Origin of the sequence: Pseudomarimonas salicorniae (assembly GCF_023156535.1) — a bacterium.
GTDB lineage: Bacteria > Pseudomonadota > Gammaproteobacteria > Xanthomonadales > Xanthomonadaceae > Pseudomarimonas > Pseudomarimonas salicorniae.
Window position 1 is genome coordinate 70,076 of record NZ_JALNMH010000002.1, and the last position, 26,400, is coordinate 96,475.

Genomic DNA, 26,400 nt, shown 5'->3' on the forward strand with positions numbered 1-26,400 from the left:
CACCGCGCCGTTGGCGGGTCAGTCGCCCGACTTGCCCTCACCGCGATAGCCGGGCACCTGGGGGCCGGCCTGCGGAAGCTTGAAGACGAAGACCGAACCGCCTTCGGAACGCGGCTCGTGCCACAGCTCGCCGCCCATCCACTCGGCCTCCTGACGGGCCAGGGCAAGGCCCACTCCCGAGGAGGATGCGGCCTCGCCCGACTCTGCGGAAAGCCTCACATAACGCTTGAAGAGCTTGGCCTGCTCCTCACGGCTGATTCCCGGGCCACGGTCGGCGACCCACAGTCGCACGGTGCCGCCGGCCCCGGCTTCCGCGCCGAGCTCGATCTCGCTGCCCTCGGGCGAATACTTGATCGCGTTGGACAGCAGGTTGCGCAGGATCATCAGCGCCGAGTCCCGGTCGCAGGCGACCTGCGGAACCGAGGCGTTCCTGACCTGCTGCAGGATCTGGCCGCGCCGCGTCGCGTCCTCCTGCAACTCGCTGCAGGCCGCACCGATCAGTGCATGCGGCGAGTGAGCCTCCGGCGCGTAGCGCTCGCGCAATTCAAGTGATGCACGCCGCCCGAGATAGCGCTCGACAAAGTCCATGGCGCGCCGCGCCGAGGATTCGATCGAGTTGGCACGCTTGGCGGTCTCGCTGTCGGCCGGAGCCTCCTCGCGCAGGAGTGAGGCGTTGAGACTGATGTTGAACAGCGGATTCTTCAGGTCGTGAACCACGATGGTGGCGATGTCCTCGCGCTCGCGGATCGACTGTCGCAGCTGGTCGCGATATCGCTTGTGCTCGCTGTGCGTGCGCACGCGCACGATCAGCTCCTCGGTGACGAAGGGCTTGGTCAGGTAATCCGAGGCGCCGGCCTCGAAGGCCTTGACCAGCAGCTCGCGCTCGTGGGCGGCGGTCAGGAACAGCACCGGGATATCGGCCCATTCCGGGCGTCCTCGGATGTGCTGCAGCACCTCGTAACCATCCATGCCCGGCATCCGCATGTCGAGCAGCACGACGTGAGGCACCTCGGCCTCCATCCGCTTCAGGGCCTGCTCGCCGGACGAGGCCGGCATGACGTCGAAACCGGCCTCGCTCAGCACCCGGCCGAGCAATCTGAGGTTGGCCTCCTGGTCATCGACGATCAGCACGAGCGCTGACTTGGCGCCGGACAGCGGCATGGACACTCCTGGACACGTGGCTCACCGGCAGATGCCGGCAAGCCATTATGGACATGAGCCGGACGGCGGGCGAGCCCGCCATCAAACGGGCCTCACTTGAGGCCGTAAGCCTTGCGCTTGCGGTACAGCGTCGAGGCATCGATGCCGAGGATGGTGGAGGCCTGGTCGAGGGTCTCGGCCCGGGCCAGCACGGCTTCGATGTGCTGCCGCTCAAGCTGCTCGAGGGAGATGTCGCTGCCCACCGCCGAGTTGAGCGAAGGCGCCGCCGAGGCGGTCTCGCCAAGCGACAGCTGCTCGCGATCGATGGCCTCCTCCGGACACAGGATCACCGCACGCTCGACGACGTTCTGCAGCTCGCGGACGTTGCCTGGCCAGGGGTAGTCGCGCAGCAAGGCCTCGGCACCGTCCGAGAAGCGCCTCGCCGGGCAGCCATAATCGCGTGCAAAGCGGGTCAGGAAGCCGCGGGCGAGGTCGAGCACGTCCTCGCGACGCTCGCGCAGCGGCGGCAGGGTGATGGCCACCACGTTGAGGCGATAGAACAGATCCTGGCGGAACTCGCCCCGCTCGACCATCGTGGCCAGATCGCGGTTGGTCGCGGTGACCAGGCGGACGTCAGCCTGGCGGGTGACCGGATCGCCGACCCGCTCGTAGGCCTTCTCCTGGATGAAACGCAGCAGCTTGGGCTGCAGGACCATGGGGAAGTCGCCGATCTCGTCGAGGAACAGGGTGCCGCCGTCGGCCTGGGCCACGCGGCCCTCGCTGCTGTCCTGGGCACCGGTGAAGGCGCCCTTGCGGTGGCCGAACAGCTCGTTCTCGAGCAGCTCGGCGTTGAGCGAGGGGCAGTTCACGGTGACGCACTGGCCGGCTGCACGCGGGCTCCAGGCGTGGATGGCCCGGGCCATGACGTTCTTGCCGGTGCCGCTCTCGCCAAGGATCAGCACGTTGGCGCCGGTACGCGCCACCTGCTTGGCCATGGCCAGGGCCTGCTGCATGGTCGGCGATCGGCTGTCGAGGTCACCGGCGCTGCCCGAGGCAGGTTTGACCTGGCTTTCCAGCGCGGCCACCTTGACGTTCAGTCTGCGCGCTTCCAGCTGGCGGGCCACGGCGATGCGCAGCTGCTCCGGCGAGAACGGCTTGACCAGATAGTCGTCGATGCCCAGCCGCAGAGCCTCCATCGCGGCCTCGGTGTCGCGGTGGGCGGTGGCCATGATGATCCGCAGGCCCGGGGCCTGGCTCTTCAGCTCCGGAACGGCGTCGGTGCCCAGGTCGTAGCCGATGTTGCGGTCGAGCAGCAGCACGTCGAACGGCCGGCTGACCGCCAGCCTCATGCCCTCGTCCAGAGTCTCGGCGCGGGTCAGGCGCAATCCCTGCTTGGCCAGGATGGCCTCGTAGGTATCGAGGATCTCCGGCTCGTCATCGATGGCCAGAACGCGACCGGCCGGTGCGGTCTCTTCACTCATGGGAGCGGACTTTCCAAGGTTGGAGGACGCGGCATCGAGCATGCCATAGGCCCGGTCCCGCGCAGTGCCACGGGTCGTGGCCTGCGCGGGGTCGGGGCGGTTGCCGATGCTCGGGTGCATGGCGGCGCTTCGCGAGGCGGACATGGCCTGCTCAGATCTTCGGCCGGCGGCCGACCAGGAGCGAGATCACGAACAGCACCAGGAAGACGAAGAACAGGATCTTGGCGATGCCGGTGGCGGCGCCGGCGATCCCGCCAAAACCGAACACGGCGGCAATCAGGGCGATGACGAAAAAGACGATGGCGTAGTACAGCATGGTGGGACTCCCTTCGATGGCACGCCTCCGGGGGCGCTCGTGGAAGGATGTTCAAGACCCGTGCCAGTCGCCCGGCGCATCGTGCATGAGCCGATAATGTTTCGTTTTTTCAACGTCTTGCATCGAGGCTTTCCGAGTCCGGAAAGAACCGCGCCCCGCGCCGGTAATGCAAAATGCAAGAATCCTGCAGGGTGCATGCATTGCATCCTGCAAGACCGTCCGGGCAACGCCAGGATCGCCCGCTCCTTCAGCGCCCGGATCGAAAGGCCTGAAGTGAATACGTATGCAGGCCCTTTGGCCGAGGGCGCCGGGCGCATAGGCTAACTACCGCAATCACATCGCTTCCGAAACGTCAGGGAGAAGGACGTTTCCGCACCATCCGTCTGAAAGGGGCAGGCGGGGCGACCGTACCGGCCGGGAGGGCCGCGCGGACGCATGCCGGGCCGGGGCATTCCGCACCGCCCACCAACGGGAGCACACACCATGCTTTGTCGAATCGCCGCGGCGCGCGCCGACGCCCGCGTTCGCCCGCTCTTCGGGCTTGCCATCCTCGTCCTGATCACTCTTGCGCCGGCCCTGGCCCGCGCGGATGTCATCCTGCACGCCTTCAACTGGCGCTATGCCGACGTCACTGCCCGCGCCGACCAGATCCGCGATGCCGGCTACCGGGTCGTCCTGGTCGCCCCCGCCTACAAGTCCCAGGGCAGCGCATGGTGGGCGCGCTACCAGCCGCAGGACTATCGGGTCATCGAGCATCCGCTGGGCAACTCCGAGAGCTTCAAGGCGATGGTCAGCGCCCTGGCGCAGCGCGGCATCCGCACCTACGCCGACGTCATCTTCAACCACATGGCCAACGAGGCGGCACAGCGGAGCGACCTCAACTACCCGGGCAGCGCCGTGCTCGCCGACTACGCCGCGCGCAGCAGCTACTTCAGCCGCCAGCGCCTGTTCGGCAACCTGTCGAACGGCCTGTTCAGCCAGTGGGACTTCGGCCCGGCACAGTGCATCACCGATTACTCCAACGTGTTCCAGGTCACCACGTACCGCCTGTGTGGAGGTGGTGGCGACCCCGGCCTGCCGGACCTGGTCGCCAACGACTGGGTGGTTGGCCAGCAGCAGGCCTACCTGCAGGCGCTGAAGACCATCGGGGTCAAGGGATACCGCGTCGATGCCGCAAAACACATGCCGGTCTCGCACATCAACCGGGTGTTCACCAGTACGATCAAATCAGGCATGCATGTGTTCGGCGAGGTGATCACCGGCGGCGGCGCTGGCGAGAGCGAGTACGAGAACTTCCTCCGCCCCTACCTCACGAACACCGACCACGGTGCCTACGACTTCCCGCTGTTCAACACCCTGCGCGGCGCCTTCGGCTTCGGCGGCAGCCTGTCTTCGCTGGTCGATCCACTGGCCACCGGCCAGGCCCTGCAGCCATCGCGCGCGGTCACCTTCACGGTCACCCACGACATCCCGAACAACGCAGGCTTCCGCTACCTGATCATGGACCCGACCGATGAAACCCTCGCCTATGCCTACGTGATGGGCCGCGATGGCGGCGTGCCGATGGTCTACTCGGACAACAACGAAAGCGGCGACAACCGCTGGCGCAATGCCTGGAGCCGCAGCGACATCAAGGGCATGGTGCGCTTCCACAACGCGGCCCAGGGCAGCGACATGCAGGTGCTCTCGCACGGCAGCTGCCACCTGGTTTTCCGACGTGGCAGCCTGGGCATCGTCGGCATCAACAAGTGCGGCAGCACGGTCAATGCCAGCGTCAACATGAACAACAGCGTGCTCTGGTGGAACACCAACTACACCGACACGCTGGGCAGCGGCAACGTGGTCCGCATCACCGGCAGCCCCTATACCTTCAGCCTGCCGCCGCGCGGCGCAAGGATGTGGCTGCGTCCGTAACCAGGGGCCAACCGGGCGCCTGCCGCGCCCGGTTGGCGGCGCAAGCCGAGCGCAAACCGGAAACGGAACGATTCTTGTGCCGGCCCGCAGCGTGGCTTCCGTGGATAATCGGCCGCAGGAAAGAACCGAGAGCCCCAGGATGAAAGGCCACCCCGAAGTCGTCGACTATCTGAAGTTTCTGCTCCGCGGCGAGCTGGCCGCGCGGGACCAGTACTTCATCCACTCCCGGCGCTACGAGGACCTGGGCTTCCACAAGCTCTACCAGCGGATCAACCACGAGATGGAGGAGGAGGGCCAGCACGCCGACGCCCTGCTCAAGCGCATCCTCTTCCTCGAAGGCGAGCCGGACATGCGTCCGGACCCGTTCGAACCTGGCACCACGGTCGAGGAGATGCTCGAGCGCGACCTGCAGCTGGAGTACGCCGTACGCGGCCACCTCGCCCGCGGCGTGGAACTCTGCGAGAAGCACGGCGACTTCGTCAGCCGCGGGATCCTCGTGGCGCAGATGGAGGACACCGAGGAAGACCACACCCGCTGGCTCGAGCAGCAGCTGCGGCTGATCCGCATGCTCGGCAGCACGCTGTATCTGCAGGCGCAGATCGGCGAGCCCGAGTAGGCGAGAGCAGGCGAGAGCGGCCGGCCGGGCCTCAGCGGCCCTCGAGATGCCCGGCGGTGAATTCCGCATCGGGCACCGGGCGCCCCAGCCAGTAGCCCTGGGCGAAATCGCAGCCGCGCTCGCGCAGCAGGTCGAACTGGGCCTCGGACTCGACACCCTCGGCGACCACGGTGAAGCCCAGCGAGTGGGCCATGGCGATGATCGCCGAGGTCAGGGCGAGGTCGTCTGGATCGCGCAGCAGGTCGAAGACGAAGCTCTTGTCGATCTTGACCCCGTCCACCGGCACCCGGCGCAGGTGACTGAGGCCCGAGAAGCCGGTGCCGAAATCGTCCAGCCAGATCTTCACTCCGATCGCGCGCAGCCGGCTGACCAGCACGGCGACCTGGGCCTCGTCGCCCATCACTGAGGTCTCGGTCAGCTCGAGATGAAGCAACTCCGCTGGCAGGCCGCTCGCGGACAGGGCGGCCTGCACCTCCTCGACCAGATCGCCCTTGCGCAGCTGCAGGGCCGAGACGTTGACGGACACGAAGGGACGCGTGCCGGCGATATGCCAGTCGGCCGCCGCGCGGCAGGCCGCGTGCAGCACCTCGCGGCCGATCGACTCGATCAGCCCCGAACGCTCGGCCACCGCCACGAAGACCGTGGGTGGCACCACGCCCAGCATCGGATGGGTCCAGCGCAGCAGCGATTCCGCGCCGACCAGCCGCCGATTGGCCAGATCGTAGATCGGCTGGAACGACAAGCTCAGCTCATCCCGATCCCAGGCCCCACGCAGCGCCTGTTCAAGCTGGGCCGACTCGGCCACCGCGTGGTCCATGGCGGCATGGAAGAAGCGGATGCAGTTCTTGCCGGCCAGCTTGGCCTGGTACATCGCCAGGTCACCCGCCTTGAGCAGGGAGCGTGGCTCGCTGGCGTCGTCCGGGAAGCGTGTGATGCCGATCGAGGCGCCGAGGAAGGCCTGCTTGCCGAGCACGGTGAACGGCCGCTGCAGCTCGTGCAGAAGGGTCTCGGCCAGCTGCCGCGCTGCGTCGTGCTCGGCACCGGTCGCCAGCAGGACGACGAACTCGTCGCCGCCCAGCCGCGCCAGCAGGGCGGTCTCGGCATCGGCCTGCGGCAGGCAGCGCGAGAGCCGCGCTGCCACCTGCTCCAGCACCTGGTCGCCGGCATCGTGGCCCATCGAGTCGTTTATTCGCTTGAAGTCGTCGAGATCGATGAACAGCAGGGTCAAAGACTGCCCTGCGGCCCGCGCGCCGACGATGCGCTGCTCGAGGCGCTCGCGGAAGGCCAGCCGGTTGGCAAGCCCGGTCAGCGGATCGGTGTAGGCCATGCGCAGCACGTCCTGGTCGTGGCGGCCCAGCGCATCGGCCATGCGCACGAAGGCACGCTCAAGGTCGCCGAGTTCATCGGTGCGCCGCCCGGGCAGGCTGATCCTGTAATCACCGCGTTCGATCTGCCGGGCCGCGGCGGCCATCCGCTGGATCGGTCGCAGCACGCCGCGGTTGACCAGCAGCATCAGGCCGATGCCGCCGAGCAGGAGCAGGCCGACCAGGGCGAAGAGCAGGCGCAGGCTGCGTCCGCGGTCGGCCGCGGCCCGGCGCTCGAGATCGCCGCGGGCCAGGGCTTCGAGACGCTGGGGATCGGCCCGCGACAGGCCGACCCGCACACCGCCAAGGCGTTCGTCGCCGATCAGGATCGGCATTGCCACGTCCACCGCGCGCTCATCGTGCTGGGTCAGCAAGCCGCGCGCATGGATGGCGTCGAAGGCCAGCGGATCGTCCATGTCGCTGCCGAAGGCGTCGATATCCAGCGAACCGTCGTGCAGCACCCTGCCCTGCTCGTCGAAGACCAGAACGTAGGACACGCCCGGCAGGCGCTTGGCCGAGCGAACGGTCTCGCCGATACGCGCGAGGTCGAAGTAGTACATCGGGTTGGCCAGTGACTCGGCGAGCAGCCGCGCGACGGCCTCGCCGCGACGCTGCAGGGCCTCGGTGACCAGGCCCTGCATGGCCTCCGAGCTCGTCGCGACCATGCCATCCTGGGCGCGGTGCTGGTGGCGCGCGCTCAGCCAGAAGCTGGTCACCACCACCGCCAGGACCAGCAGCAGCAGGCCGAATGCCCGTGCCCGCAGACCGTTCCAGCGTCTGCCGGGCATGCTCACTCGACCCGGCTCCGCACCTGCTGCGCCGAATCGCGCAGCCGCTGCAGCCCGGCCCGCTGGGCCTCGTCGATGGCAAAGAAGCCATCGGTTCCGAAAAAGCGGCGCAGCGCTTCGCGGGCCGCAGGATCCGCTGCCGCGCCCAGCAACACCTCGCGCAGGCGCTCGACGCGCGCGGCCGTCATCCCCGAGCCGACGATCTCGAGGCCGCGCGGGAAGTCCGGGGTCTCGGCAATCACCACCAGGTCGGCGCGCATGCTCTCCGGCAGGCGGCCGAGGTCGTTCCAGTCAAGGTTGCTGAACGCGCCGGCATCGACAAGCCGCTTGTGCACCCAGGTGCCGATGTTGGATTCCGACTGGGCGAAGACGTAGCCGGTGGCATCGCTGCGCGGCCGGTCCTTGGGCGAAAGCAGGATCTCGAGCTCGACGCCGGCATCGAGCAGGGTCGCGGCCGGCGCATAGAAGGCGCTGGTGGACTGCGGGTTCTGGAAGGCGATCGAACGACCGCGGAGATCGGCAAGGCTGCGGATGCCGCTGTCGCGGCGGGCGAAGATCAGGCTGCGGTACATGGCGACCCCGTTGCGCTCGGTGCCGACCAGCACCTGGCCGCCGCTGCGCTCGGCCAGCAACAGCCCGGTAGCCGCGGTCTCGGTGACCCAGTCCACCCTGCCCCGCCGCAGATAGCTGGCCATCTGCTGGAAATCCCGCGCCATCAACACCCGCCCGCGGCGGATGCCGACCGAGCGCATGCGCGGTACCACATAGTCGAGCAGGGCGCGCAGCGGGTCATGGTGACGACGCGGATCGTCGCTGATCCGGCCGAGCACCAGCTCGCCGTCAGCGACCTCGCCGGGATCCGGCTCCCAGGCGGCGCCCGGACCCGGAAAGAAGCCAAGGAAGGCCAGTAGGAGGCAGGCGAGCCTGGCGGGCGTCGCGCTCATCCGCGGTCCTGCCCCCCGGCCGCGTCGGCCAGTCGCGCCATGCGTTCGGCGTCGGCGAGGATGCCGTGCAGGATCCGGATCTCCCGCTCGCTGGGCGCGGCGCGGAAGAACAGGCGGCGCAGGCGGCGCATCACCGTGTCCGGCGAACGCCCCTTGTGGAAGTCGATCGCGTGCAGGGCGCGGTCGAGATGGCCGAACAGGCCTTCCAGCTCGGCGTGCGTGGCCGGTGGCTCCGGCCCGCCCTCCTCGGGGTCGGACGCATCCGGAGCGGTCGCCGGCGGCGCACCGTCCAGCTCTGCCATGCGCAGCTCGTAGGCGACCACCTGCACCGCCGCGGCCAGGTTGAGCGAGGAGAAGGCCGGGTCGGTAGCGATGTGGATGGCCGCGTGGCAACGCTGCAGCTCATCGTTGTTCAGCCCGCTGCTCTCACGACCGAACAGCACGGCCACCCGCTGACCGGCGCGCGCGGCGGCCAGCAGCCGGGAGGCCGCCTCGCGCGGGGACAGTCCCGGCATGCGCACGCCGCGCTGCCGCGCGGTGGTGCCGAACACCAGCGTGCAGTCAGCCAGCACCGGGTTGAGGTCATCCGCCCGTTCAGCCTTGGCAATGAGGTCGTCGGCCCCGGCAGCGAGGGCCATGGCGTCGCGGTGACCGGGGTCGCACTCCGGGGCGACCAGAGCCATCTGCCGCAGGCCCATGGCCTTCATCGCCCGGGCAGCCGAGCCGATGTTGCCGGGGTGCGAGGTGCCGACCAGGACCAGGCGGAGATTTTCGAGCGGTTGTTCTGGACTCATCTGCTAGACTTCGGGCCCTTCGCGCCGGCCAAGAGGGTCGAGCGCCCGATCTCTCACAGCGCCATGGAATCCACCGCATGCAGAAGCCCGCGGTCACCGTAATGATCAAGGCCGCGCGGCAAGCCGGCAATACCATTCTCCGCCAGATCGGCCGGATCGAGGGCCTCAACGTCGTCGAGAAGGCCCGCCATGACTTCGCCAGCGAGGTGGATGCCCAGGCCGAGAAGGACATCGTCCGCGAGCTGAAGCGCGCCTTCCCGCAGCATGCCTTCCTCGGCGAGGAGGGCGGGCAGCAGGGCCGCGGCCGGTTCACCTTCGTGATCGATCCTCTGGACGGTACCAGCAATTACCTGCGCGGTATTCCCCACTACTGCGTCTCGATCGCCATGCTGGACGGCGAGGAGCCGATCCATGCGGTGGTCTACGACCCGCTGCGCAACGAGATCTTCTACGCCACCAAGGGCTCCGGGGCTTACCTCGACGAGCGCCGCATCCGTTGCGCCACGCGCCAGGAGTTGCCCGGCTCGCTGCTGATTACCGGATTCCCGCCGCGCGAGCGCAAGCGGCTGTCGCCCCAGCTGGAGACCATCCGCAGGCTGCTGGTCGAGCACGAAGCCGAAGACATCCGACGCAGCGGCTCGGCCGCGCTGGACCTCGCCTACGTCGCCGCCGGCCGCGCCGACGGCTATTTCGAGGCCGGCGTGAAGCCCTGGGACATCGCCGCCGGCGTGCTGCTGGTCCGCGAGGCCGGCGGCAAGGTCTGCGACTTCCGCGGCAGCAGCGACAAGCTGCTCGACCGCGGCCAGATCGTCGCCGCCAACGTCAAACTCTGCGACCCGCTGCAGAAGGCGATGGTCGACTCCGGATACGCCGCGGCCTTCGACTGAAGCCGGCGCCGCCGCGCGTCCAGAGCGTCTGCGGAAACCGGCCGCGCGCCACCTCCCCCGGATGAGAGGGCTTGTCGTAGGGGCGGACCCTTCGTACCTCAGGACAGGCATGGCCGCGACCCCGGAGATCCGCTCTGGCCGCGCTCTGTGGCGAACCTGCCACGCCGGAGTCGCGCCCATGTGCGCTCCTGCGGTCGGGCCTCGCTGTATCGCGGCAGGTTGCTCGAACGCGCCTGGACAAGAGCGAGAGAGATCGGTCGCCCGGACATCCGTAGGGTGCGCCTTGGGCGGACCGCAGGTGCAGTCCGAATGCCTGTACCCGTGCGCCCAGGGCGCACCCTATGAAGATTCGGCAACGCGCGGCGAACGACACCCATGCGCACGATGTGCGCCTCCCCCGCGGCGCCCCCCCTTTGGCGGGCGATGACCTGGCCCACGGCGTGTCGCGAGCGCGCCGACCGCTGTGGGACACTGCGCGCGGATAGGGAGGTTGGCATGGACGAACACGGAGGGATGATCCGCAACTGCGTCGCCTACACCGACCAGGGCGGGCGCGGGCCGGATATCGACCTTGCCGCGGTCAGCGACGTGCTGGAGCGCGGCAAGGGCTTCGTATGGGTGGGCCTGCACGAGCCCGACGAGCCGCTTCTGGAGAGCCTGCAGGCCGAGTTCGGCCTGCATGACCTGGCGGTGGAGGATGCGCACAACGCGCACCAGCGGCCCAAGATCGAGTCCTACGGGGAGTCGCTGTTCATCGCCGTGCACACCGCCCAGCTGGTCGACGGCCATATCCGCTTCGGCGAGACCCACATCTTTCTCGGCCGCGCCTACCTGCTCACCGTGCGCCACGGGGCCTCGGCCTCCTACGCCCCGGCCCGGGCCCGCTGCGAGCGGGAGGCGGAGCTGCTCGCGCTCGGCCCGAGCTATGGCCTGTACGCCGTGCTCGACCTGATCGTCGACAACCTGATGCCGATCGTCGACGCCTTCCAAGGCCAGCTCCGCGAGCTCGAGGACGACATCTTCGGCGACACACAGGGCCGCAGCCGCGGCACCATCCAGCGGCTCTACCGGCTCAAGCGCGAGCTGGTGTCGCTGCGCCTTGCGGTCACGCCGCTGCAGGACATCCTCAACCAGCTGGTCCGCTTCCACCCGACCCTGATCCGCGACGAGGTTCGGGTCTATTTCCGTGACGTCTACGACCACGCGGTACGCATCAACGAATCGGTGAGCACCCTGTCGGAGATGCTCTCGGCCGCGCTCAGCGTCAACCTTGCCCTGGTCTCGGTGAACCAGGGCGAGGTGGTCAAGCGCCTGGCCGGCTGGGCCGCCCTGCTCGCGGTGCCAACCCTCGTCGCCAGCTGGTATGGCATGAATTTCGCGCACATGCCCGAGCTGGGCGGGCGCTACAGCTACTACCTGATGCTTGGCGCCACCGGGCTTGCCATGGGCGTGGTCTTCGCCCTGCTCAAACGCGCACGGTGGCTGTAAGGCACGATCGGGTGCGCGAGCAGAGCAGAGGCTGCTTGGGGCGCGAAGAAGACCTTCCACAACACCCGAATGTAGGAGCCAGCTTGCTGGCGATCGTCCCATCCGGGGCGCCTATCGCCAGCAAGCTGGCTCCTACAGCGGGACCGGGGCGAATGCGAACTTCGCGCCCGAACCGGTCCTTCTCCTTCGATCTCCCGACCAGGGTCGAACAGTGGCCACGACCGGACGGCGGCTCTGTCCGGGCTAGCCGCGGACCCACTGCAGCAGGAGCAGGCCAAGGCCGGCCAGGATGGCGCCACCGATCCGCAGGGTGCCGGTCGGCACCTCCTGCATCTGCGCGGCCATGCGCTTCCAGGCGGAAGCGCCGGCAAGCAGGAACAGTCCCTCGATCACCAGGACCAGGCACAGGGCGGCGAGCAGATCCTGGCTGATCACGGCACTCAGCGCTGCGGCGTGCCGCCCCGCTCGAAGTAGCGAAGGAACTCGGCGTTCTTGTCCAGGACCAGCACGCCCTCGCCGTCGGCGAAGCCGTTGCGGTAGGCCTCGAGCGAGCGGTAGAAGGCGTAGAACTCGACATTGTCCTGGTAGGCGCGGGCATAGGTGTCGGCGGCCTCGGCATCGCCTTCACCGCGCAGCCGCTGGGCGTCACGCTCGGCCTCGGCGACGATGATCGCCCGCTGCCGGTCGGCATTGGAGCGGATCGTCTCGGACTGCTCGGTACCCTCGGCGCGCAGCTCGTTGGCGACGCGCAGGCGCTCTGCGCGCATGCGCTCGAACACCGAACCGATCACCTGGCCGTCCTCGGGCAGGTCGATGCGTTTGATGCGGATGTCGACGATCTTGACGCCCAGGCTCTCGGCCGCCGGGTTGGCAACCTCCACGAAGCGCTCGGCGAGGTTGGTGCGCTCGCCGCCGACCACGTCCTTGAGGGTGCGCTGGTTGATCTCGTTGCGGATGGCTTCCTTCACGATCGGCGACAACCGCTGCTGGGCATTGATCTCGTTGCCCGCGGTGGCCTGGTAGAAGCGGCGCACGTCGTCGATGCGCCACTTGACGAAGAAGTCGACGTTGACGTCCTTCTTCTCCGAGGTCAGGTAGCGCTCCGGCTGGCCGTCCAGCGACAGGATGCGGCGATCGAACTTCAGCACGTTCTGCACCAGCGGCAGCTTCAGATGGAAGCCGGGCTGGATCTCGGTCTCGACGATGCGGCCGATCTGGAAGCGCACCGCGACCTGGCTCTCCTGCACCTGGTAGACCGAATCCATGGCCAGGAAGAGCAGGATGATGATGACGATCGGAATGGCGGGCTTCATCGACGGGCCTCCTCTCGGCCGGTTCGGTCGGGGCGTCTGAGGTCACGCTCGGCGCCTGAGGAACCTTGCAGGCCCGGCATCAGCGGGGTGGCGGCGGGCAGGCGGCCGCCCGGACCGCCCGGCAGCGGCGCGCCGCCCTCCATGGGCAGGTAGAGCACGTTTCCGCCGTCGCCGGCGTAGACCTTGCGGTTGCGCGAGAGCACGTCCTGCATGGTTTCGAGATACAGGCGCTGGCGGGTGACCACCGGCGCCTTGCGGTACTCGTCGGCGAGCAGGGAGAAGCGCTGCGCGTCACCTTCGGCGCGGGCGATCATCGACTGCTTGTAACCTTCGGCCTCGGCGCGGATGCGCGCGGCCTCGCCTCGGGCCTCGGGGACCACCTTGCTGGCGTAGGCCTCGGCTTCGGACTCGATACGCTCCTTGTCCTCGCGGGCGCTGATCGCATCGTCGAAGGCCTCGCGGACCTCGGAGGGCGGGCGCGCGTTCTGCAGGTTGAAGACCGAGACCTGCAGGCCGGTGTTGTAGAAGTCCAGCGTGCCCTGCAGGCGTAGACGGGCTTCGGCAGCCAGGGCGGCACGCTCGCCGGTCAGCACCTGGTCCATCTCGCTCGACCCGATCACGTCGCGCACGGCGCTCTCCGCCGCCTGCTTGAGAGTGTCGTCGGGGTCGCGGGCGCCAAACAGGTAGAGCTGGGGGTCGGCGACCAGGTACTGCACGTTGAACTCGATCTGCACGATGTTTTCGTCGCGGGTCAGCATGCGCACCTGGTCGCTGATGCTGCGCAGCTGGGTGACGTCGACCTTGGTCACCGATTCCAGCGGCCGGGGCAGCTTGAAGTTCGGCCCCGGGGTGAGGATGCGGTCGAACTTGCCGAAGCGCAGGACCACGCCGCGCTGGCGCTCGTCGATCATCACCCAGGCATCCAGCGCGAACCACAGCGCGATCAGGACGCCGATGATCAGCATGAAGTTGGGACCGCCCTGGCCGGTCCGGCCATCGCCGCCGCCCCCGCCGCCGAAGACGCGGTTGATATTGCCTTTCAGACGGTTGAGGAACGCCTCGACATCCGGACCCTGGTCACCGCCACCGCTACCGCCTTCGTTCCAGGGATCCTTCTTGCCACCGCCGGGTTGGTTCCACGCCATCGCACTACTCCGTCTGTGTCCCGCGCTGCGGCCTCATGCCACCCGCGGCTTGGTCAAGGCCGGCGATTCTAGCCCAGCCTGCGTCTGTGCCAGGTCTGCGTCGCTCCGCTCAGGCGTCGGCGAGGTCAGCCGGCGCATCGAGCAATTGTTCGCGTAGCGCCGCCGCCTGCCGGTCCGGATCGGCGCAAAGCTGTTCGGCCAGCCGCCTCGGCAGGTCCAGCTCCAGCTGCCAGCCCTCGTCGTCGCTGCGCTCGGCACGCACCGCTCCGGCGGCGAACAGCCGGGCACGCAGCCGTCCTGCCAGCGGCGACAGCCGCACCCAGCGGTGGATGCGCTGCTCGGCGAAGCGCTCGCCGATCGCGCCGCGCAGCAGATCGAGGCCTTCGCCCTGCATCGCTGACAACCAGACCCGGTCCACCTGGCCCTCTTCGTCGCGGTCGGCCCGGGCGGCGAAGTCCTCGAGGCGGTCGATCTTGTTGTAGACCATGAGCTGCGGCAGCTCGCCGGCACCGATCTCGTCGAGCACCTGCTGCACCTGGGTGATGCGCAGGTCGCGGTCGGGATCGGCGGCGTCGACGACGTGCAGCAGCAGGTCGGCCTCGCGCGCCTCGGCCAGGGTCGAGCGGAAGGCGGCGACCAGGTCATGCGGCAGGTCGCGGATGAAACCCACGGTATCGGCCAGGGTCACCGGGCCGCAGTCGAGGTCCGGAAGCCGTCGGACGGTGGGATCCAGCGTCGCGAAGAGCTGGTCGGCGGCATAGGCCACGGCGCCGGTCAGGGCGTTGAACAGGGTCGACTTGCCGGCGTTGGTGTAGCCGACCAGGGCCACGCGCGGCACCTCGTTGCGCACGCGCGCCCGGCGCATTTGGGCGTGCTGCACCTCGACCTTCTCCAGCCGACGCTGCAGCTGGTCGACGCGCTTGGCGAGCAGGCGGCGATCGGTTTCTAGCTGGGTCTCACCCGGGCCGCGCAGGCCGATCGCACCGCCGCGCTGGCGCTCCAGATGGGTCCAGCCGCGCACCAGGCGGGTGGCGACGTGCTTGAGCTGGGCCAGCTCGACCTGCAGCTTGCCCTCGTGGGAGCGGGCGCGCTGGGCAAAGATGTCGAGGATCAGGCCGGTACGGTCCACCACCCGGCGCTTGAGCAGCCGCTCGAGGTTGCGCTCCTGCACCGGGCTCAGCGGATGGTTGACCAGCACCAGGTCGGCGCCGGTGGCCTCGCACATGGCCTCGGCCTCCTCCGCCTTGCCGCTGCCGATCAGCAGCGCCGGATTCGGCCGCTCGAGGCGGGCAGTCAGCCGACCGACCACCCGGGCGCCCGCCGAGCGGGCCAGCTCGGCGAACTCTTCCAGCACCGACTCGTCGTTCTCGCCGGGCGCATAGGGCTGGATCAGCAGGGCGTTCTCGCCGCCCCGTGAGCGTTCAAACACCGGGTTTCACCTGCTCCGTCAGGGACAAGGCCGGGCGCCTCATTCGTCCTCGTGCTCGCCAGCGGACTCCCCGGACTGGCTCGGCGCCGGGCCGATACGCACATTGCGCGACGGCACGACGGTGGAGATCGCATGCTTGTAGACCATCTGGCTGACCGTGTTGCGCAGCAGCACCACGAACTGGTCGAAGGACTCGATGGTGCCCTGGAGCTTGATGCCGTTGACCAGGTAGATCGAAACCGGCACGCGCTCACGGCGCAGGGCGTTGAGGAAAGGGTCCTGCAAGGACTGACCCTTGGACATGCTTGTCTCCCGCTGATGTGTTGTTGTGGGCGGCCGGGTTCAGCGGCCGCGGCACCCGATCCTCCTGGTTCCCAAATGGGGGGCGGATCGGGCAAGTCAAGCGCATGGTACACGGGCGCCGCAGCGGCAAGGAGAGGGCGCGTTCACGGCTGGGGGCGCCGTTCAGAGGAAGCCGTCGACCAGGCGCTGCAGCCGCGTCTCATCGACCGGGTCGACCCAGAAAAGATCCGCCTCGGAGCGCAGCCAGGTCAGCTGCCGTTTGGCCAGCTGCCGGGTCGCGGCGATGCCGGCGGCCAGGAAGCCGGCCAGGTCGGTCTCCCCGTCGAGGTGGGCAAGGGCCTGCCGGTAGCCGACCGCGCGCATCGCCGGCAGTTCCGGGTCGAAGCGCGGATCGGCGCGCAGCCGGCGCACCTCGTCCAGGAAGCCGGCCTCGAGCATGGCGGCGAACCGATCGGCGATGCGCCGGTGCAGCAGGCTGCGGTCGGGCGGGGCAAGGGCGATCTTCAGCACGCAGAAGGGCCGTCGCGGGGGGGCAGCCGCGGCCTGCCACTCGGACAGCGGCCGGCCGCTCAGCCTGAACACCTCCAGCGCGCGCAGGACGCGCTGCGAATCGCCCGGCCGGATCCGTGCGGCCGAGGCCGGGTCGACGGCCGCCAGCTCGGCGTGCATCGCCGGCGCGCCGCGCTCGGCACACTCGGCGACCAGGGCAGCGCGCAGCCCGGGATCGCTCTCCGGCATTGGCGAGAGCCCGTCGAGCAGGGCGCGGAAGTACAGGCCGGTGCCGCCGACCAGCAGGGGCGTCCGGCCGCGGGCGTGGATCTCGGCGACCAGGCCGCTGGCCTCGCGGGCGAACTCCGCGGCCGAATAGGGCGCCCAGGGCTCACGGATATCGATCAGGTGGTGCGGTACCGCGGCGCGCTCGGCGGCGCTGGGTTTGGCGCTGCCGATGTCGAGGCCACGGTAGACCAGGGCCGAGTCGACACTGATCACCTCGGCCGGCAGGCGCGCGGCCAGAGCCAGCGCCGCGGCGGTCTTGCCCGAGGCGGTCGGGCCCATCAGGGCGATCACTCGGGGTCGGGAGTCGGCAGGCATCCGGACACGTTAGCAGGGCCGGCGCTGGTCGCCGCGCCCGTCGCGCGGCAGGATTCGCGGATGGACTGCCCGGTCACCCAGGCGCTGGCCGAATGGCCCGCCGACACCCTTGCCGTCGGCTTCAGCGGCGGCCTTGATTCCAGCGTGCTGCTGCATGCCCTCGCCCGGCAGCGTCGCGGCGGGCTGCTCGCGCTGCATGTCGACCACGGCCTGCAGACGGCATCACGCGACTGGGCGCGCCACTGCCTCGACACCGCGCGCCACTGGGGCGTCGATTGCCGGAACCTGCACGCCGAGATCGCATCCGGCGACCCGCGCGGCCTCGAGGCCGCCGCCCGCGAGGCGCGCTACCAAGCGCTGGCCGCCGCCCTGCCACCGGGAGCCTGGCTGGCCCTCGCCCACCACCGCGACGACCAGGCCGAAACCGTGCTGCTCAGGCTGCTGCGCCGCGCCGGCGCCCGCGGGCTCGGGGGAATGCGCGAAACCAGCGACTCGGCTTCCGGGCTGCGCCTGTGGCGACCCTTTCTGGGCCTGCCGCGGGCGGCCCTGGTCGACTACGCGCAGCGCCATGGCCTGGCCTTCATCGAGGACCCGATGAACGCCGACGGCCGCTTCGACCGGGTCTACCTGCGACACCAGGTCCTGCCTGCGCTGGCCCGGCGCTGGCCGCAGGCCGCCGAGGCGCTTGCCTCCAGCGCCGCCCTGCTGGCCGCCGAGGACGAGCGGCGCCAGGCCGCCGTGCAGGACGCGCTGGCCCGCTGCCGGGGTCTGGACCCGGCCTGCCTGCTGCTGGGACCGCTGATGGACGAATCCGAGCCGCTGCGCCGGCCGCTGATCGAGGCCTGGTGCCAGCAACAGGGCGCCCCGGCCCTGCCCGGCGCCCTGGTCGAGCGACTGGCCCGCGGGCTGCCCCGCCGCGAACCGCGGGGCTTTGCCTCGCTGGTCTGGCAGGGCTGGCGGATCGAACGCTACCGCGGGGCCCTGCACATCGAAGCCGAGCGCCCGACCGGCTTCGTGGCCCGCCCCTGGGACGGCCGCGCTTCGCTGCAGCTCGGCCACGGCCGGCTGGCACTCATCGGTGCCGAAGCCCTGCCCTGGCCGGTCTCGGTCGCCCCGCGCCGCGGCGGCGAGCAGATGCGCCTGCCGGGCCGCGCGCACCGTCACGCGCTCAAGGACTGCCTGCAGTCGCTCGGCCTGCCACCCTGGGAGCGCCGCGGGCTGCCGCTGCTGCTGGGCGCCGACGCCGAGCTGGATGCAGCCGGCGACCTGCTCTACAGCGCCCGCTTCGAGGATTGGCTGAACGAGCGCGGGGCGCGGCTGCGCTGGATACCCGGCTGAACCGCGCCGGGCAGTGAGGTCGCACACCATCGGCGCGATCCCGGGCGACCTTGCCGGCCATCCGGGCTAGAATGCGGCGGTTTTGTCTGCCTGGAATCACCGATGAGCACCTCTGCCCTGAAATATCGACGCATTCTGCTCAAGCTCAGCGGCGAGGCGCTGATGGGGCGCGAGGACTACGGCATCGACCCCGAGGTGCTGTTCCGCCTCGCCCGTGAAATCCAGGAGGTCAACCGAGCCGGGGTGCAAGTCGGCGTGGTGATCGGCGGCGGCAACATCTTCCGCGGCGCCGGCCTTGCCGCGGCCGGCATGGACCGCGTCACCGGAGACCACATGGGCATGCTGGCGACGGTGATGAACGCCCTGGCCATGCAGGATGCGCTGGAGAAGATTGGTTCCTACGCACGGACGATGAGCGCGCTGAAGATCAACGAGGTCTGCGAGGACTTCATCCGCCGGCGGGCGATCCGGCATCTGGAGAAGGGGCGCATCGCGATCTTCGCCGCCGGCACCGGCAATCCGTTCTTCACCACCGATTCCGCCGCCGCGCTGCGCGCGGTGGAGGTCGGCGCCGAGCTGATGCTGAAGGCGACCAAGGTCGACGGCGTCTACGACAAGGATCCGAAGAAGCACGCCGATGCGACCCGCTACGAGAAGCTCACCTACGAGGACGTGATCACCCGCGACCTGAAGGTGATGGACACCGCCGCCATCGCCCTGTGCCGCGACTACGACATTCCGCTGCGCATCTACGACATGTCGCGCAGCGGCGACCTGATGCGGATCGTCCAGGGCGAGCCGATCGGCACCCTGGTCCACAACCGCGGCTGAGTCGCGCGCCGCGCCGCAGCACGTATCATCCCCACACCAAACGAGCCGCCAAGGCATAGAACGGAGCTGGCCATGATCAATGACATCAAGAAGGACGCCGAGACGCGCATGCAGAAGAGCGTCGAGTCCCTGCGCCACGACCTGACCAAGCTGCGCACCGGCCGCGCCAGCACCGCCCTGGTCGACAATCTCAAGGTCAACTACTACGGCTCCGATGTGCCGCTCTCGCAGGTTGCCAGCGTCGCCATTTCCGATGCGCGCACCCTGACCATCACGCCGTGGGAGAAGAACATGGTCGGCGTGGTCGAGAAGGCGATCTTCGCCTCCGACCTCGGCCTGACCCCGAACACCGCCGGCCAGATCATCCGCATCAACCTGCCGCCGCTCACCGAGGAGCGCCGCAAGGAGCTCTCCAAGCACGTCTCGCACGAGGGCGAGAACGCCAAGGTGGCGATCCGCAACATCCGCCGCGACGCCATGCACCAGGTCAAGGAGCTGCTGAAGTCCAAGCAGATCACCGAGGACGAGGAGCGCAAGGCCGAGGAGGACATCCAGAAGCTCACCGACAAGTTCGTCAAGGACGTAGACGGCGTGGTCAAGGACAAGGAAACCGAGCTGATGGCGGTCTGAGACACCCTCGTGACCGAGCTCCCCGCCGCGGCCCTGCCCCGGCACATCGCCATCGTGATGGACGGCAACGGCCGCTGGGCCAGGGCCCGCGCGCGGCCGCGCAGCATCGGCCACCGCGCCGGCGCCCGGGCGGTCAACCGCTGCATCGACTGGTGCATCGAGCGCGGCATCGACGCCCTGACCCTGTTCGCCTTCTCGTCTGAGAACTGGCGCCGTCCGGAGGAGGAGGTCGGCGCGCTGATGCAGCTGTTCATGCGCGCGCTCGATCGCGAGGTGGACGAACTGGCGCGGCGCTCGGTGCGCCTGCGCTTCATCGGCCACCGCGAGGCCTTCTCCCCCGACCTGCAGACGCGCATGCAGCGCGCCGAGGCGGCGACCGCGAGCGGCGAGCGCCTGCAGCTGTCGATCGCTGCCAGCTACGGCGGACGCTGGGACATCGCCCAGGCCGCCCGCACGCTGGCCGCGGACGTGGCCGCCGGACGACTGCGGGCCGAGGAGATCGACGAAACCCTGCTCGGCACCCGCACCTGCCTTGCCGACCTGCCCGAACCCGATCTGTTCATCCGTACCGGCGGTGATCGCCGGATCAGCAATTTCCTGCTCTGGCAGCTGGCCTACAGCGAGCTGCATTTCACCCCGGTCCTGTGGCCGGATGTCGACGCGGCGACGCTGGATGCGGCGCTCGACGACTTCCAGCAGCGCGAGCGGCGGTTCGGCATGACCTCGGAGCAGGTCGCAGCGGGAACCCCCCGATGAAACAACGCATCCTGACGGCGCTGCTGATGCTGCCGCTGGCCATCGCCGCCGTGCTCTGGCTGCCGACCGGGTGGTTCATGGCCCTGGTGGCCGCGGTCCTGCTCCTCGGCATCTGGGAATGGGCACGCCTGAGCGGCCTGCCCAAGCCGCATCAGCGCGCCGTGGTCCTGCTGCTGCATGCCGTCGCCATGGCGGCCCTCGCGCGGCTGGCCTGGCCGGAAGGCTTCCCCAGCGTGGTCGCTGTCGGCTGCCTGTGGTGGCTGGCCGCGGCGGTCTGGCTCGGCCGCAGCCAGCTGGCCGGCGTGCCGAACCGCGGCAACGCCCTGATCAAGTCCGTGGCCGGCCTGTTCATGGCGGTTCCGGCCTGGGCCGGCGCTGCCCTGCTCCACGCCGATGGCGACCTCGGCCCGCGCTGGATGCTGTACGCGCTCTGCCTGGTCTGGGCCGCCGACACCTTCGCCTACTTCACCGGCAGCCGGATCGGCGGCCCCAAGCTGGCGCCCTCGATCAGCCCGAACAAGACCTGGGCCGGCTTCTGGGGAGGCCTCGGCGGCGTCCTGATCGTCTCGGTGGCGGCCACGCCCCTGCTCGGTCTCGACTTCTCCTATGCCCTGCCGATGCTCGCCCTGGCCGCGGTGACCTTTGTCGCCTCGGTCGTTGGCGACCTGTTCGAGAGCCTGATCAAGCGGCACAGCGGCGCCAAGGACTCGGGGGCGCTGATTCCCGGCCATGGCGGCGTGATGGACCGCGTCGACAGCCTGCTCGCCGCCCTGCCCGTCTTCGCCCTCGGCAAGCTCTGGCTCGGCCTGTGATCCGGGTCGCTGTCCTCGGCGCCACCGGCTCGATCGGAGGCAGCGCGCTCGACGTCATCGCCCGCCACCCGGAACGCTACCGGGCCAGCGTGCTGGCCTCGGGCACCCGGGTCGATGAGCTCATCGCCCTGTGCCGGAGGCATCGTCCGGACCATGCGGTCATCGCCGACCCGGCCGGACACGCTGCGCTGCGCGAGGGCCTGGCCGGCGCCGGCCTGGCCACCGAGGCGCATGCCGGCGGCGAGGCCCTGGCCCGGCTGGCGGCCGAGGCCGCGGACACGGTGATCGCGGCCATCGTCGGCGCTGCGGGCGTGCCTTCGGTGCTGGCCGCGGCGGAAGCCGGGCGGCGCATCCTGCTGGCCAACAAGGAGGCCATCGTCGTCGCCGGCGACCTCGTCCAGGCGGCGCTTTCCCGCAGCGGTGGCGAGCTGCTGCCGGTCGATTCCGAGCACAACGCCCTGTTCCAGTGCCTGCCGCAGCCGGCCGCCGCCGCCGGGCGCCATCCGGCCGTACGCCGCATCGTGTTGACCGCCAGCGGCGGGCCGTTCCGCGGCCGCAGTCGAGACAGCCTGCGGGCGATCACCCCGGACGAGGCCTGCGCGCATCCCAACTGGACCATGGGGCGGAAGATCTCGGTCGACTCGGCCACCCTGATGAACAAGGGGCTGGAGGTGATCGAGGCGCATTGGCTGTTCGGCCTCGAGGCCGGGCGCATCGAAGTGGTGGTCCATCCGCAGAGCCTGGTCCACTCCCTGGTCGACTACGTCGATGGCTCGACCCTTGCCCAGCTCGGCCTGCCCGACATGCGCACGGCGCTGGCCTATGGCCTGGCCTGGCCGGAGCGGATCGAGGCCGGGGTCGGCCCGCTGGACCTGATCAGCGCCGGGCGGCTGGATTTCGAGCCCCCCGACCTCAACACCTTCCCGGCCCTGGCCCATGCCTTCTCGGCCTTGCGCCAGGGAATCGGCGCGACCACCGTGCTCAATGCGGCCAATGAAGTGGCGGTTTCAGCCTTCCTTCAGCGCCGGATGGGTTTCCTCGACATTGCAGATTGCCTCGGCGCCATGCTCGACGAGGTCGACGGCCAGGCCGGCGACGACCTCACTGGACGGCTCGACCTTGACGCCCGCACCCGGCGGGCGGCGGCAGACTGGGTAGCCAGGCGGCACTGAGCGGATCAGGACAGCACTCATGACGGAATTCTTCGGGTCGGTATGGTGGTTGATCGTCAGCCTCGGGCTGCTGGTCACCTTCCACGAATTCGGCCACTACTGGGTGGGCCGGCGCTTCGGCGTCAAGGTGCTGCGCTTCTCGGTCGGCTTCGGCAGCCCGCTGTGGAAGCGCATCGGCAAGGACGGCACCGAGTGGGTCGTGGCGGCGCTGCCGCTGGGCGGCTACGTGAAGTTCCTCGACGAGCGCGAGGGCGAGGTGCCGCGCGAGCAACTCGACCAGGCCTTCACCCGCAAGAGCGTCGGCCAGCGCTTTGCCATCGTCGCCGCCGGACCGGCCTTCAATCTGATCCTGGCCATCTTCCTGCTCTGGGTGATGTTTCTGGTCGGCAAGGGCGACTACGCCCCGATCGTCGGCCGCTCGACCGACACCGCGGCGGCCGCCGGGCTGCAGCTTGACGACCGCCTGCTCAGCATCGATGGCGAGCCGGTGGCGACCTGGACCCAGGCCGGCATGGCCCTGACCACGGCAGTCATGGACCGTCGCGCGGTAGAGATCGAGGTCGAGCGCGACGGCGCCCGCCGCCAGCTGACCCTCGACCTGTCGCGCATCGATCGCGAGATCGACGAAACCCGGGCCATGCGCCAGATCGGCCTGATCCCGCGCCAGCTGCTCCTGCCGCCGGTCATCGGCGCGGTGCTCGATGACGGCGCCGCGGCCCGGGCCGGGCTCCGTGAAGGCGACCGAATCCTCGCCCTGGGCGGGCGAGATATCGAGTTTTTCGACGACATTCCCCGCGCACTCGCCGAACATCCCCCCGAGGGCGGCCCGATCGAGGTCACCCTGGAGCGCGAAGGCCGGCGCCTTGACGTGTCGCTCAGCCCGACCTGGCAGGCCGGGGAAGCCGGCGAGGGCGGACGCTGGCTGCTGGGCGTGCAGGCCCAGCGCAGCGAAGCCCCACATGATGCGATACTGCGCTACGGTCCCGGCGAGGCGGTCGGTGCGGCGCTCAGGGAGACCTGGCGGCTGACCGAGGCCACCCTGGGCATGCTCTACCGGATGGTCACCGGGGTCGCTTCGCTGCAGAATCTGTCGGGCCCGATCTCCATCGCCCAGTACGCCAATGCCTCGGCCCAGATGGGCGCGGCCTGGTTCTTCTTTTTCCTCGCCGTGCTGTCGCTCAGCCTGTGCATCATGAACCTGCTCCCGATCCCGATCTTGGACGGGGGTCACCTGCTGTATTACCTTATCGAGATGATAAAGGGCTCTCCGGTGAGCGAGCGCATGCTCGTTGCCGGACAGTACGTCGGCCTGGCGTTCCTTGCCGGGCTTATGGGACTGGCCTTCTATAACGATATCGTGCGCCTCGTGGGCTGATGGCCCACGGCCTGTTTCTCTTTCGGAAGTGACAATGAAACGACTTGCCGCAGCCATCCTGATGGCGCTCGCCTGTGCGCCCGGACTCTCGGCGGCCCAGGCCCTCGCCCCCTCACCGATCAGGGGCTTCGAACCGTTCACGGTCGCCGACATCCGCGTCGACGGGCTCCAGCGCATTTCGGCCGGCACCGTCTACACCTACCTGCCGATCGAGCGCGGTGACCGCATCGACCGCTCGCGGGTGGCCGAATCAATCCGCGCGCTGTTCCGCACCGGGTTCTTCAACGACATCGAGATCGAACGCCAGGGCGACATCCTGGTGATCAAGGTCAGCGAGCGCCCGGCGATCAACAAGATCACCCTGGTCGGCAACAAGGACATCAAGTCCGAAGAGCTGCTCAAGGGCCTGAAGGACATCGGTCTGGCCGAAGGCGAGACCTTCGACCGCCTGCAGCTGCAGCGGGTCACCCAGGAGCTGGTCCGCCAGTACAACAACCGCGGCAAGTACAACGTCTCCATCTCGCCGACCGTCACCGACCTCGACCGCAACCGCGTCGACCTGACCATCGACGTCAAGGAAGGCAAGGCGGCCAAGATCAAGCACATCAACATCGTCGGCAACGAGACCTTCAGCGACGAGGAGATCCTCGACGGCTGGGAGTCGGGCACCACCAACTGGCTGTCCTGGTACCGCCGCGACGACCAGTACTCGCGCGAGAAGCTTTCGGGCGACCTTGAGAAGCTGAACTCGTTCTACCTCGACCGCGGCTATGTCGACTTCAACATCGACAGCACCCAGGTCTCGATCGGCCCTGATCGTCGCGAGATGTACCTGACGGCCAATGTCCGCGAGGGTGAGGTCTACACGATCTCCGGCACGCGAATCAGCGGCGACACCATCATCCCGGTCGAAGAGCTGCAGCGCCTGGTCCTGATCAAGGAAGGCGACACCTTCTCGCGCCGGCTGCTCGAGCTGACCCGTGACTCGATCATCTCGGTGCTGGCCAACATCGGCTATGCCTTCGCCGAGGTCGAGCCGATCCCCGAGATCGACCGCGACACGCGCACGGTCAAGGTCAATTTCTACGTGCAGCCGGGCAAGCGCGTCTACGTGCGCCGCATCCTCTACAAGGGCAACACGCGGACTTCGGACGAGGTCATCCGCCGCGAGATGCGCCAGTTCGAGGGCATGTGGTACTCGCAGGCCGCCATCGACCGCTCCAAGATCCGCCTGCAGCGCCTCGGCTTCTTCGAGGACATCAGCATCGAGACACCGCAGGTGCCGGGCAGCGCCGACCAGGTCGACGTGGTCATCAGCATGAAGGAGCGCACCTCGGGCAGCTTCGTGTTCGGCCTCGGCTACTCACAGCTCTCCGGCGTCATCACCTCGGTCTCGGTGCAGCAGAACAACTTCTTCGGCAGCGGCGACCGGGTCGGCTTCACGGTGCAGAACAACCGCTTCGTCAAGCGCTTCGACTTCAGCTACCTCGACCCCTACTTCACCGACGACGGCATCTCGCTCGGCTACAACGTCATCTACCGCGAGCTCGACCAGGGCCAGGCCAACATCGCCAACTTCACCACCGACAACGGTGCGCTGCAGGCGGTGTTCGGGGTGCCGATCACCGAGACCGATACCGTCGGCGTGGTCTTCGGCATCGACCGCAACCAGATCAACGTCATCCCGGGCGCGACGCCGGACCCCTTCATCGACTACATCGATGCCCTCGGCCGGCGCACCTTCAACGCCTGGCGCACCGAGATCTCCTGGGCCCGCGACTCGCGCAACGCGTTCTTCAATCCCACCCGCGGTACCTACCAGCGGATCGGCGCCGAGATCACCCTGCCCGGCTCCACGGTCGAGTACTACAAGCTCAACTACCAGTTCGCCAAGTACTGGCCGATCTCGCGCAGCCTGGTCCTGCTCAGCGCGGCGGAGATCGGCTATGGCGACAGCTACGGCGACGCCATCACCCGGAGCTTCCCGGTCACCGCGGAGAATCCGTTCGATCCGAATGGACCGCGCGTGCCCGTGCTGGACGACAACGGCGACCCGCTGCTGCGCGTGGTCACTGCCGACGGCCTGCCGTTCTTCGAGAATTTCTACGCAGGCGGCGTTCGCTCGATCCGTGGCTTCGAGGACAACACCCTCGGCCCGATCTTCCGCTTCCCCGGATCGGACTTCAACCAGCCGCTGGGCGGCTCGTTCAAGACCACCGGTACGCTGGAACTGATCTTCCCCACCCTGCTCGATTCCGACACCACGCGCGTCTCGGCCTTCCTCGACTTCGGCAACGTATTCGCCGATACCGACGCCTTCGACGTCGGCGAGTTCCGGGCTTCGGCAGGCGTGGCACTGCAGTGGCAGGCGCCGATCGGTCCGATCATCCTCAACCTGTCGACACCGGTGAAGAAGCAGGACGGCGACGAGATCGAGCGCCTGCAGTTCACCTTCGGCACCCAGTTCTGATC

Annotated in this window: 24 protein-coding genes; 12 read left to right on the forward strand and 12 right to left on the reverse strand. The window is 69.0% G+C overall.

Going from position 1 to position 26,400, the window contains the following annotated elements; translation table 11 throughout:
* Nucleotides 1-18: 18 nt before the first annotated feature.
* The 3 genes from M0G41_RS02835 to M0G41_RS02845 all read right to left on the reverse strand — a co-directional run bounded on the left by M0G41_RS02835 (nucleotide 19) and on the right by M0G41_RS02845 (nucleotide 2,937).
* Nucleotides 19-1,161 (reverse strand): hybrid sensor histidine kinase/response regulator, encoded by a 1,143-nt coding sequence (locus M0G41_RS02835; protein WP_248204825.1) that lies wholly within the window; start codon nucleotides 1,159-1,161, stop codon nucleotides 19-21.
* A gap of 92 nt (nucleotides 1,162-1,253) precedes the next feature.
* Entirely contained in the window at nucleotides 1,254-2,765 is a 1,512-nt protein-coding gene (locus M0G41_RS02840; protein ID WP_248204827.1) for a sigma-54-dependent transcriptional regulator, read from the reverse strand.
* 7 nt (nucleotides 2,766-2,772) lie between these two features.
* Nucleotides 2,773-2,937 (reverse strand): DUF1328 domain-containing protein, encoded by a 165-nt coding sequence (locus M0G41_RS02845; protein ID WP_248204829.1) that lies wholly within the window; start codon nucleotides 2,935-2,937, stop codon nucleotides 2,773-2,775.
* Between the two features lie 483 nt (nucleotides 2,938-3,420).
* Between M0G41_RS02845 and M0G41_RS02850 the strand changes: the two genes are divergently transcribed.
* The gene (locus M0G41_RS02850) at nucleotides 3,421-4,851 is read left to right on the forward strand and encodes an alpha-amylase family protein (protein WP_248204830.1); all 1,431 of its coding nucleotides are present in this window, start codon (nucleotides 3,421-3,423) and stop codon (nucleotides 4,849-4,851) included.
* 139 nt (nucleotides 4,852-4,990) lie between these two features.
* On the forward strand, nucleotides 4,991-5,467 hold the full coding sequence (gene bfr / locus M0G41_RS02855) for a bacterioferritin (protein WP_248204834.1): 477 nt from the start codon (nucleotides 4,991-4,993) through the stop codon (nucleotides 5,465-5,467).
* Nucleotides 5,468-5,498: 31 nt separating this feature from the next.
* On the opposite strand, the gene M0G41_RS02860 is transcribed toward bfr, so the two are convergent.
* Genes M0G41_RS02860 through M0G41_RS02870 form a run of 3 tightly spaced genes read right to left on the reverse strand, consistent with a single transcriptional unit; the run spans nucleotide 5,499 to nucleotide 9,357 of the window.
* Nucleotides 5,499-7,619, reverse strand: coding sequence for a putative bifunctional diguanylate cyclase/phosphodiesterase (locus tag M0G41_RS02860; RefSeq protein ID WP_248204836.1), 2,121 nt, complete (start codon nucleotides 7,617-7,619; stop codon nucleotides 5,499-5,501).
* A 2-nt stretch (nucleotides 7,620-7,621) separates the two neighbouring features.
* Nucleotides 7,622-8,563, reverse strand: a complete 942-nt coding sequence (locus tag M0G41_RS02865) for a phosphate/phosphite/phosphonate ABC transporter substrate-binding protein (RefSeq protein WP_248204838.1) — start codon at nucleotides 8,561-8,563, stop codon at nucleotides 7,622-7,624.
* On the reverse strand, nucleotides 8,560-9,357 hold the full coding sequence (locus M0G41_RS02870) for an RNA methyltransferase (protein WP_248204840.1): 798 nt from the start codon (nucleotides 9,355-9,357) through the stop codon (nucleotides 8,560-8,562). Before M0G41_RS02870 ends, M0G41_RS02865 begins: the two co-directional genes overlap by 4 nt.
* 77 nt (nucleotides 9,358-9,434) lie before the next feature.
* On the opposite strand from M0G41_RS02870, the gene M0G41_RS02875 reads away from it, so the two are divergent.
* On the forward strand, nucleotides 9,435-10,244 hold the full coding sequence (locus M0G41_RS02875) for an inositol monophosphatase family protein (protein ID WP_248204841.1): 810 nt from the start codon (nucleotides 9,435-9,437) through the stop codon (nucleotides 10,242-10,244).
* Between the two features lie 495 nt (nucleotides 10,245-10,739).
* Complete coding sequence (locus M0G41_RS02880) at nucleotides 10,740-11,732, forward strand: magnesium and cobalt transport protein CorA (RefSeq protein WP_248204843.1); 993 nt, start codon at nucleotides 10,740-10,742, stop codon at nucleotides 11,730-11,732.
* 243 nt (nucleotides 11,733-11,975) lie between these two features.
* On the opposite strand, the gene M0G41_RS02885 is transcribed toward M0G41_RS02880, so the two are convergent.
* The 6 genes from M0G41_RS02885 to miaA all read right to left on the reverse strand — a co-directional run bounded on the left by M0G41_RS02885 (nucleotide 11,976) and on the right by miaA (nucleotide 17,014).
* Nucleotides 11,976-12,167: a DUF2065 family protein gene (locus M0G41_RS02885; RefSeq protein ID WP_248204845.1), complete on the reverse strand. Its 192-nt coding sequence runs from the start codon at nucleotides 12,165-12,167 to the stop codon at nucleotides 11,976-11,978.
* 5 nt (nucleotides 12,168-12,172) lie between these two features.
* Complete coding sequence (gene hflC, locus M0G41_RS02890; RefSeq protein WP_248204848.1) at nucleotides 12,173-13,045, reverse strand: protease modulator HflC; 873 nt, start codon at nucleotides 13,043-13,045, stop codon at nucleotides 12,173-12,175.
* On the reverse strand, nucleotides 13,042-14,190 hold the full coding sequence (gene hflK, locus M0G41_RS02895) for an FtsH protease activity modulator HflK (RefSeq protein WP_248204850.1): 1,149 nt from the start codon (nucleotides 14,188-14,190) through the stop codon (nucleotides 13,042-13,044). Before hflK ends, hflC begins: the two co-directional genes overlap by 4 nt.
* Before the next feature lie 109 nt (nucleotides 14,191-14,299).
* Complete coding sequence (gene hflX / locus M0G41_RS02900) at nucleotides 14,300-15,619, reverse strand: ribosome rescue GTPase HflX (protein ID WP_248204853.1); 1,320 nt, start codon at nucleotides 15,617-15,619, stop codon at nucleotides 14,300-14,302.
* A gap of 39 nt (nucleotides 15,620-15,658) precedes the next feature.
* Nucleotides 15,659-15,922, reverse strand: a complete 264-nt coding sequence (gene hfq / locus M0G41_RS02905) for an RNA chaperone Hfq (protein WP_248204855.1) — start codon at nucleotides 15,920-15,922, stop codon at nucleotides 15,659-15,661.
* Between the two features lie 162 nt (nucleotides 15,923-16,084).
* A complete protein-coding gene (miaA, locus tag M0G41_RS02910) occupies nucleotides 16,085-17,014 on the reverse strand; it encodes a tRNA (adenosine(37)-N6)-dimethylallyltransferase MiaA (RefSeq protein WP_248204857.1) in 930 nt (309 codons plus the stop codon).
* A 60-nt stretch (nucleotides 17,015-17,074) separates the two neighbouring features.
* Between miaA and tilS the strand changes: the two genes are divergently transcribed.
* The 8 genes from tilS to bamA all read left to right on the forward strand — a co-directional run bounded on the left by tilS (nucleotide 17,075) and on the right by bamA (nucleotide 26,398).
* A complete protein-coding gene (gene tilS, locus M0G41_RS02915) occupies nucleotides 17,075-18,352 on the forward strand; it encodes a tRNA lysidine(34) synthetase TilS (protein ID WP_248204859.1) in 1,278 nt (425 codons plus the stop codon).
* A 102-nt stretch (nucleotides 18,353-18,454) separates the two neighbouring features.
* A complete protein-coding gene (gene pyrH / locus M0G41_RS02920) occupies nucleotides 18,455-19,183 on the forward strand; it encodes a UMP kinase (protein ID WP_248204861.1) in 729 nt (242 codons plus the stop codon).
* Between the two features lie 72 nt (nucleotides 19,184-19,255).
* On the forward strand, nucleotides 19,256-19,813 hold the full coding sequence (gene frr / locus M0G41_RS02925; RefSeq protein WP_248204863.1) for a ribosome recycling factor: 558 nt from the start codon (nucleotides 19,256-19,258) through the stop codon (nucleotides 19,811-19,813).
* Nucleotides 19,814-19,822: 9 nt separating this feature from the next.
* A complete protein-coding gene (gene uppS, locus M0G41_RS02930; protein WP_248204865.1) occupies nucleotides 19,823-20,569 on the forward strand; it encodes a polyprenyl diphosphate synthase in 747 nt (248 codons plus the stop codon).
* The gene (locus tag M0G41_RS02935; protein ID WP_248204867.1) at nucleotides 20,566-21,381 is read left to right on the forward strand and encodes a phosphatidate cytidylyltransferase; all 816 of its coding nucleotides are present in this window, start codon (nucleotides 20,566-20,568) and stop codon (nucleotides 21,379-21,381) included. The genes uppS and M0G41_RS02935 overlap by 4 nt, the downstream gene beginning before the upstream one ends.
* Nucleotides 21,378-22,553 carry a 1-deoxy-D-xylulose-5-phosphate reductoisomerase gene (dxr, locus tag M0G41_RS02940; RefSeq protein ID WP_248204868.1) on the forward strand — a complete coding sequence of 392 codons (1,176 nt, stop codon included), beginning with the start codon at nucleotides 21,378-21,380 and terminating at the stop codon, nucleotides 22,551-22,553. The genes M0G41_RS02935 and dxr overlap by 4 nt, the downstream gene beginning before the upstream one ends.
* 19 nt (nucleotides 22,554-22,572) lie before the next feature.
* On the forward strand, nucleotides 22,573-23,928 hold the full coding sequence (gene rseP / locus M0G41_RS02945; protein ID WP_248204870.1) for an RIP metalloprotease RseP: 1,356 nt from the start codon (nucleotides 22,573-22,575) through the stop codon (nucleotides 23,926-23,928).
* Between the two features lie 34 nt (nucleotides 23,929-23,962).
* Nucleotides 23,963-26,398: an outer membrane protein assembly factor BamA gene (bamA, locus tag M0G41_RS02950; protein ID WP_248204871.1), complete on the forward strand. Its 2,436-nt coding sequence runs from the start codon at nucleotides 23,963-23,965 to the stop codon at nucleotides 26,396-26,398.
* Nucleotides 26,399-26,400: the final 2 nt, after the last annotated feature.

What these genes read in the sequence shown, in the direction of transcription:
- M0G41_RS02840 (WP_248204827.1), bottom strand. Translation starts at nt 2,765, where the DNA reads ATGTCCGCCTCGCGAAGCGCCGCCATGCACCCGAGCATCGGCAACCGC.
- hflK (WP_248204850.1), bottom strand. Translation starts at nt 14,190, where the DNA reads ATGGCGTGGAACCAACCCGGCGGTGGCAAGAAGGATCCCTGGAACGAA.
- M0G41_RS02835 (WP_248204825.1), bottom strand. Translation starts at nt 1,161, where the DNA reads ATGCCGCTGTCCGGCGCCAAGTCAGCGCTCGTGCTGATCGTCGATGAC.
- M0G41_RS02850 (WP_248204830.1), top strand. Translation starts at nt 3,421, where the DNA reads ATGCTTTGTCGAATCGCCGCGGCGCGCGCCGACGCCCGCGTTCGCCCG.
- bamA (WP_248204871.1), top strand. Translation starts at nt 23,963, where the DNA reads ATGAAACGACTTGCCGCAGCCATCCTGATGGCGCTCGCCTGTGCGCCC.
- M0G41_RS02880 (WP_248204843.1), top strand. Translation starts at nt 10,740, where the DNA reads ATGGACGAACACGGAGGGATGATCCGCAACTGCGTCGCCTACACCGAC.
- hfq (WP_248204855.1), bottom strand. Translation starts at nt 15,922, where the DNA reads ATGTCCAAGGGTCAGTCCTTGCAGGACCCTTTCCTCAACGCCCTGCGC.
- rseP (WP_248204870.1), top strand. Translation starts at nt 22,573, where the DNA reads ATGACGGAATTCTTCGGGTCGGTATGGTGGTTGATCGTCAGCCTCGGG.
- M0G41_RS02870 (WP_248204840.1), bottom strand. Translation starts at nt 9,357, where the DNA reads ATGAGTCCAGAACAACCGCTCGAAAATCTCCGCCTGGTCCTGGTCGGC.
- frr (WP_248204863.1), top strand. Translation starts at nt 19,256, where the DNA reads ATGATCAATGACATCAAGAAGGACGCCGAGACGCGCATGCAGAAGAGC.
- bfr (WP_248204834.1), top strand. Translation starts at nt 4,991, where the DNA reads ATGAAAGGCCACCCCGAAGTCGTCGACTATCTGAAGTTTCTGCTCCGC.
- M0G41_RS02845 (WP_248204829.1), bottom strand. Translation starts at nt 2,937, where the DNA reads ATGCTGTACTACGCCATCGTCTTTTTCGTCATCGCCCTGATTGCCGCC.
- tilS (WP_248204859.1), top strand. Translation starts at nt 17,075, where the DNA reads ATGGACTGCCCGGTCACCCAGGCGCTGGCCGAATGGCCCGCCGACACC.
- pyrH (WP_248204861.1), top strand. Translation starts at nt 18,455, where the DNA reads ATGAGCACCTCTGCCCTGAAATATCGACGCATTCTGCTCAAGCTCAGC.
- M0G41_RS02875 (WP_248204841.1), top strand. Translation starts at nt 9,435, where the DNA reads ATGCAGAAGCCCGCGGTCACCGTAATGATCAAGGCCGCGCGGCAAGCC.
- M0G41_RS02865 (WP_248204838.1), bottom strand. Translation starts at nt 8,563, where the DNA reads ATGAGCGCGACGCCCGCCAGGCTCGCCTGCCTCCTACTGGCCTTCCTT.
- miaA (WP_248204857.1), bottom strand. Translation starts at nt 17,014, where the DNA reads ATGCCTGCCGACTCCCGACCCCGAGTGATCGCCCTGATGGGCCCGACC.
- M0G41_RS02935 (WP_248204867.1), top strand. Translation starts at nt 20,566, where the DNA reads ATGAAACAACGCATCCTGACGGCGCTGCTGATGCTGCCGCTGGCCATC.
- hflC (WP_248204848.1), bottom strand. Translation starts at nt 13,045, where the DNA reads ATGAAGCCCGCCATTCCGATCGTCATCATCATCCTGCTCTTCCTGGCC.
- M0G41_RS02860 (WP_248204836.1), bottom strand. Translation starts at nt 7,619, where the DNA reads ATGCCCGGCAGACGCTGGAACGGTCTGCGGGCACGGGCATTCGGCCTG.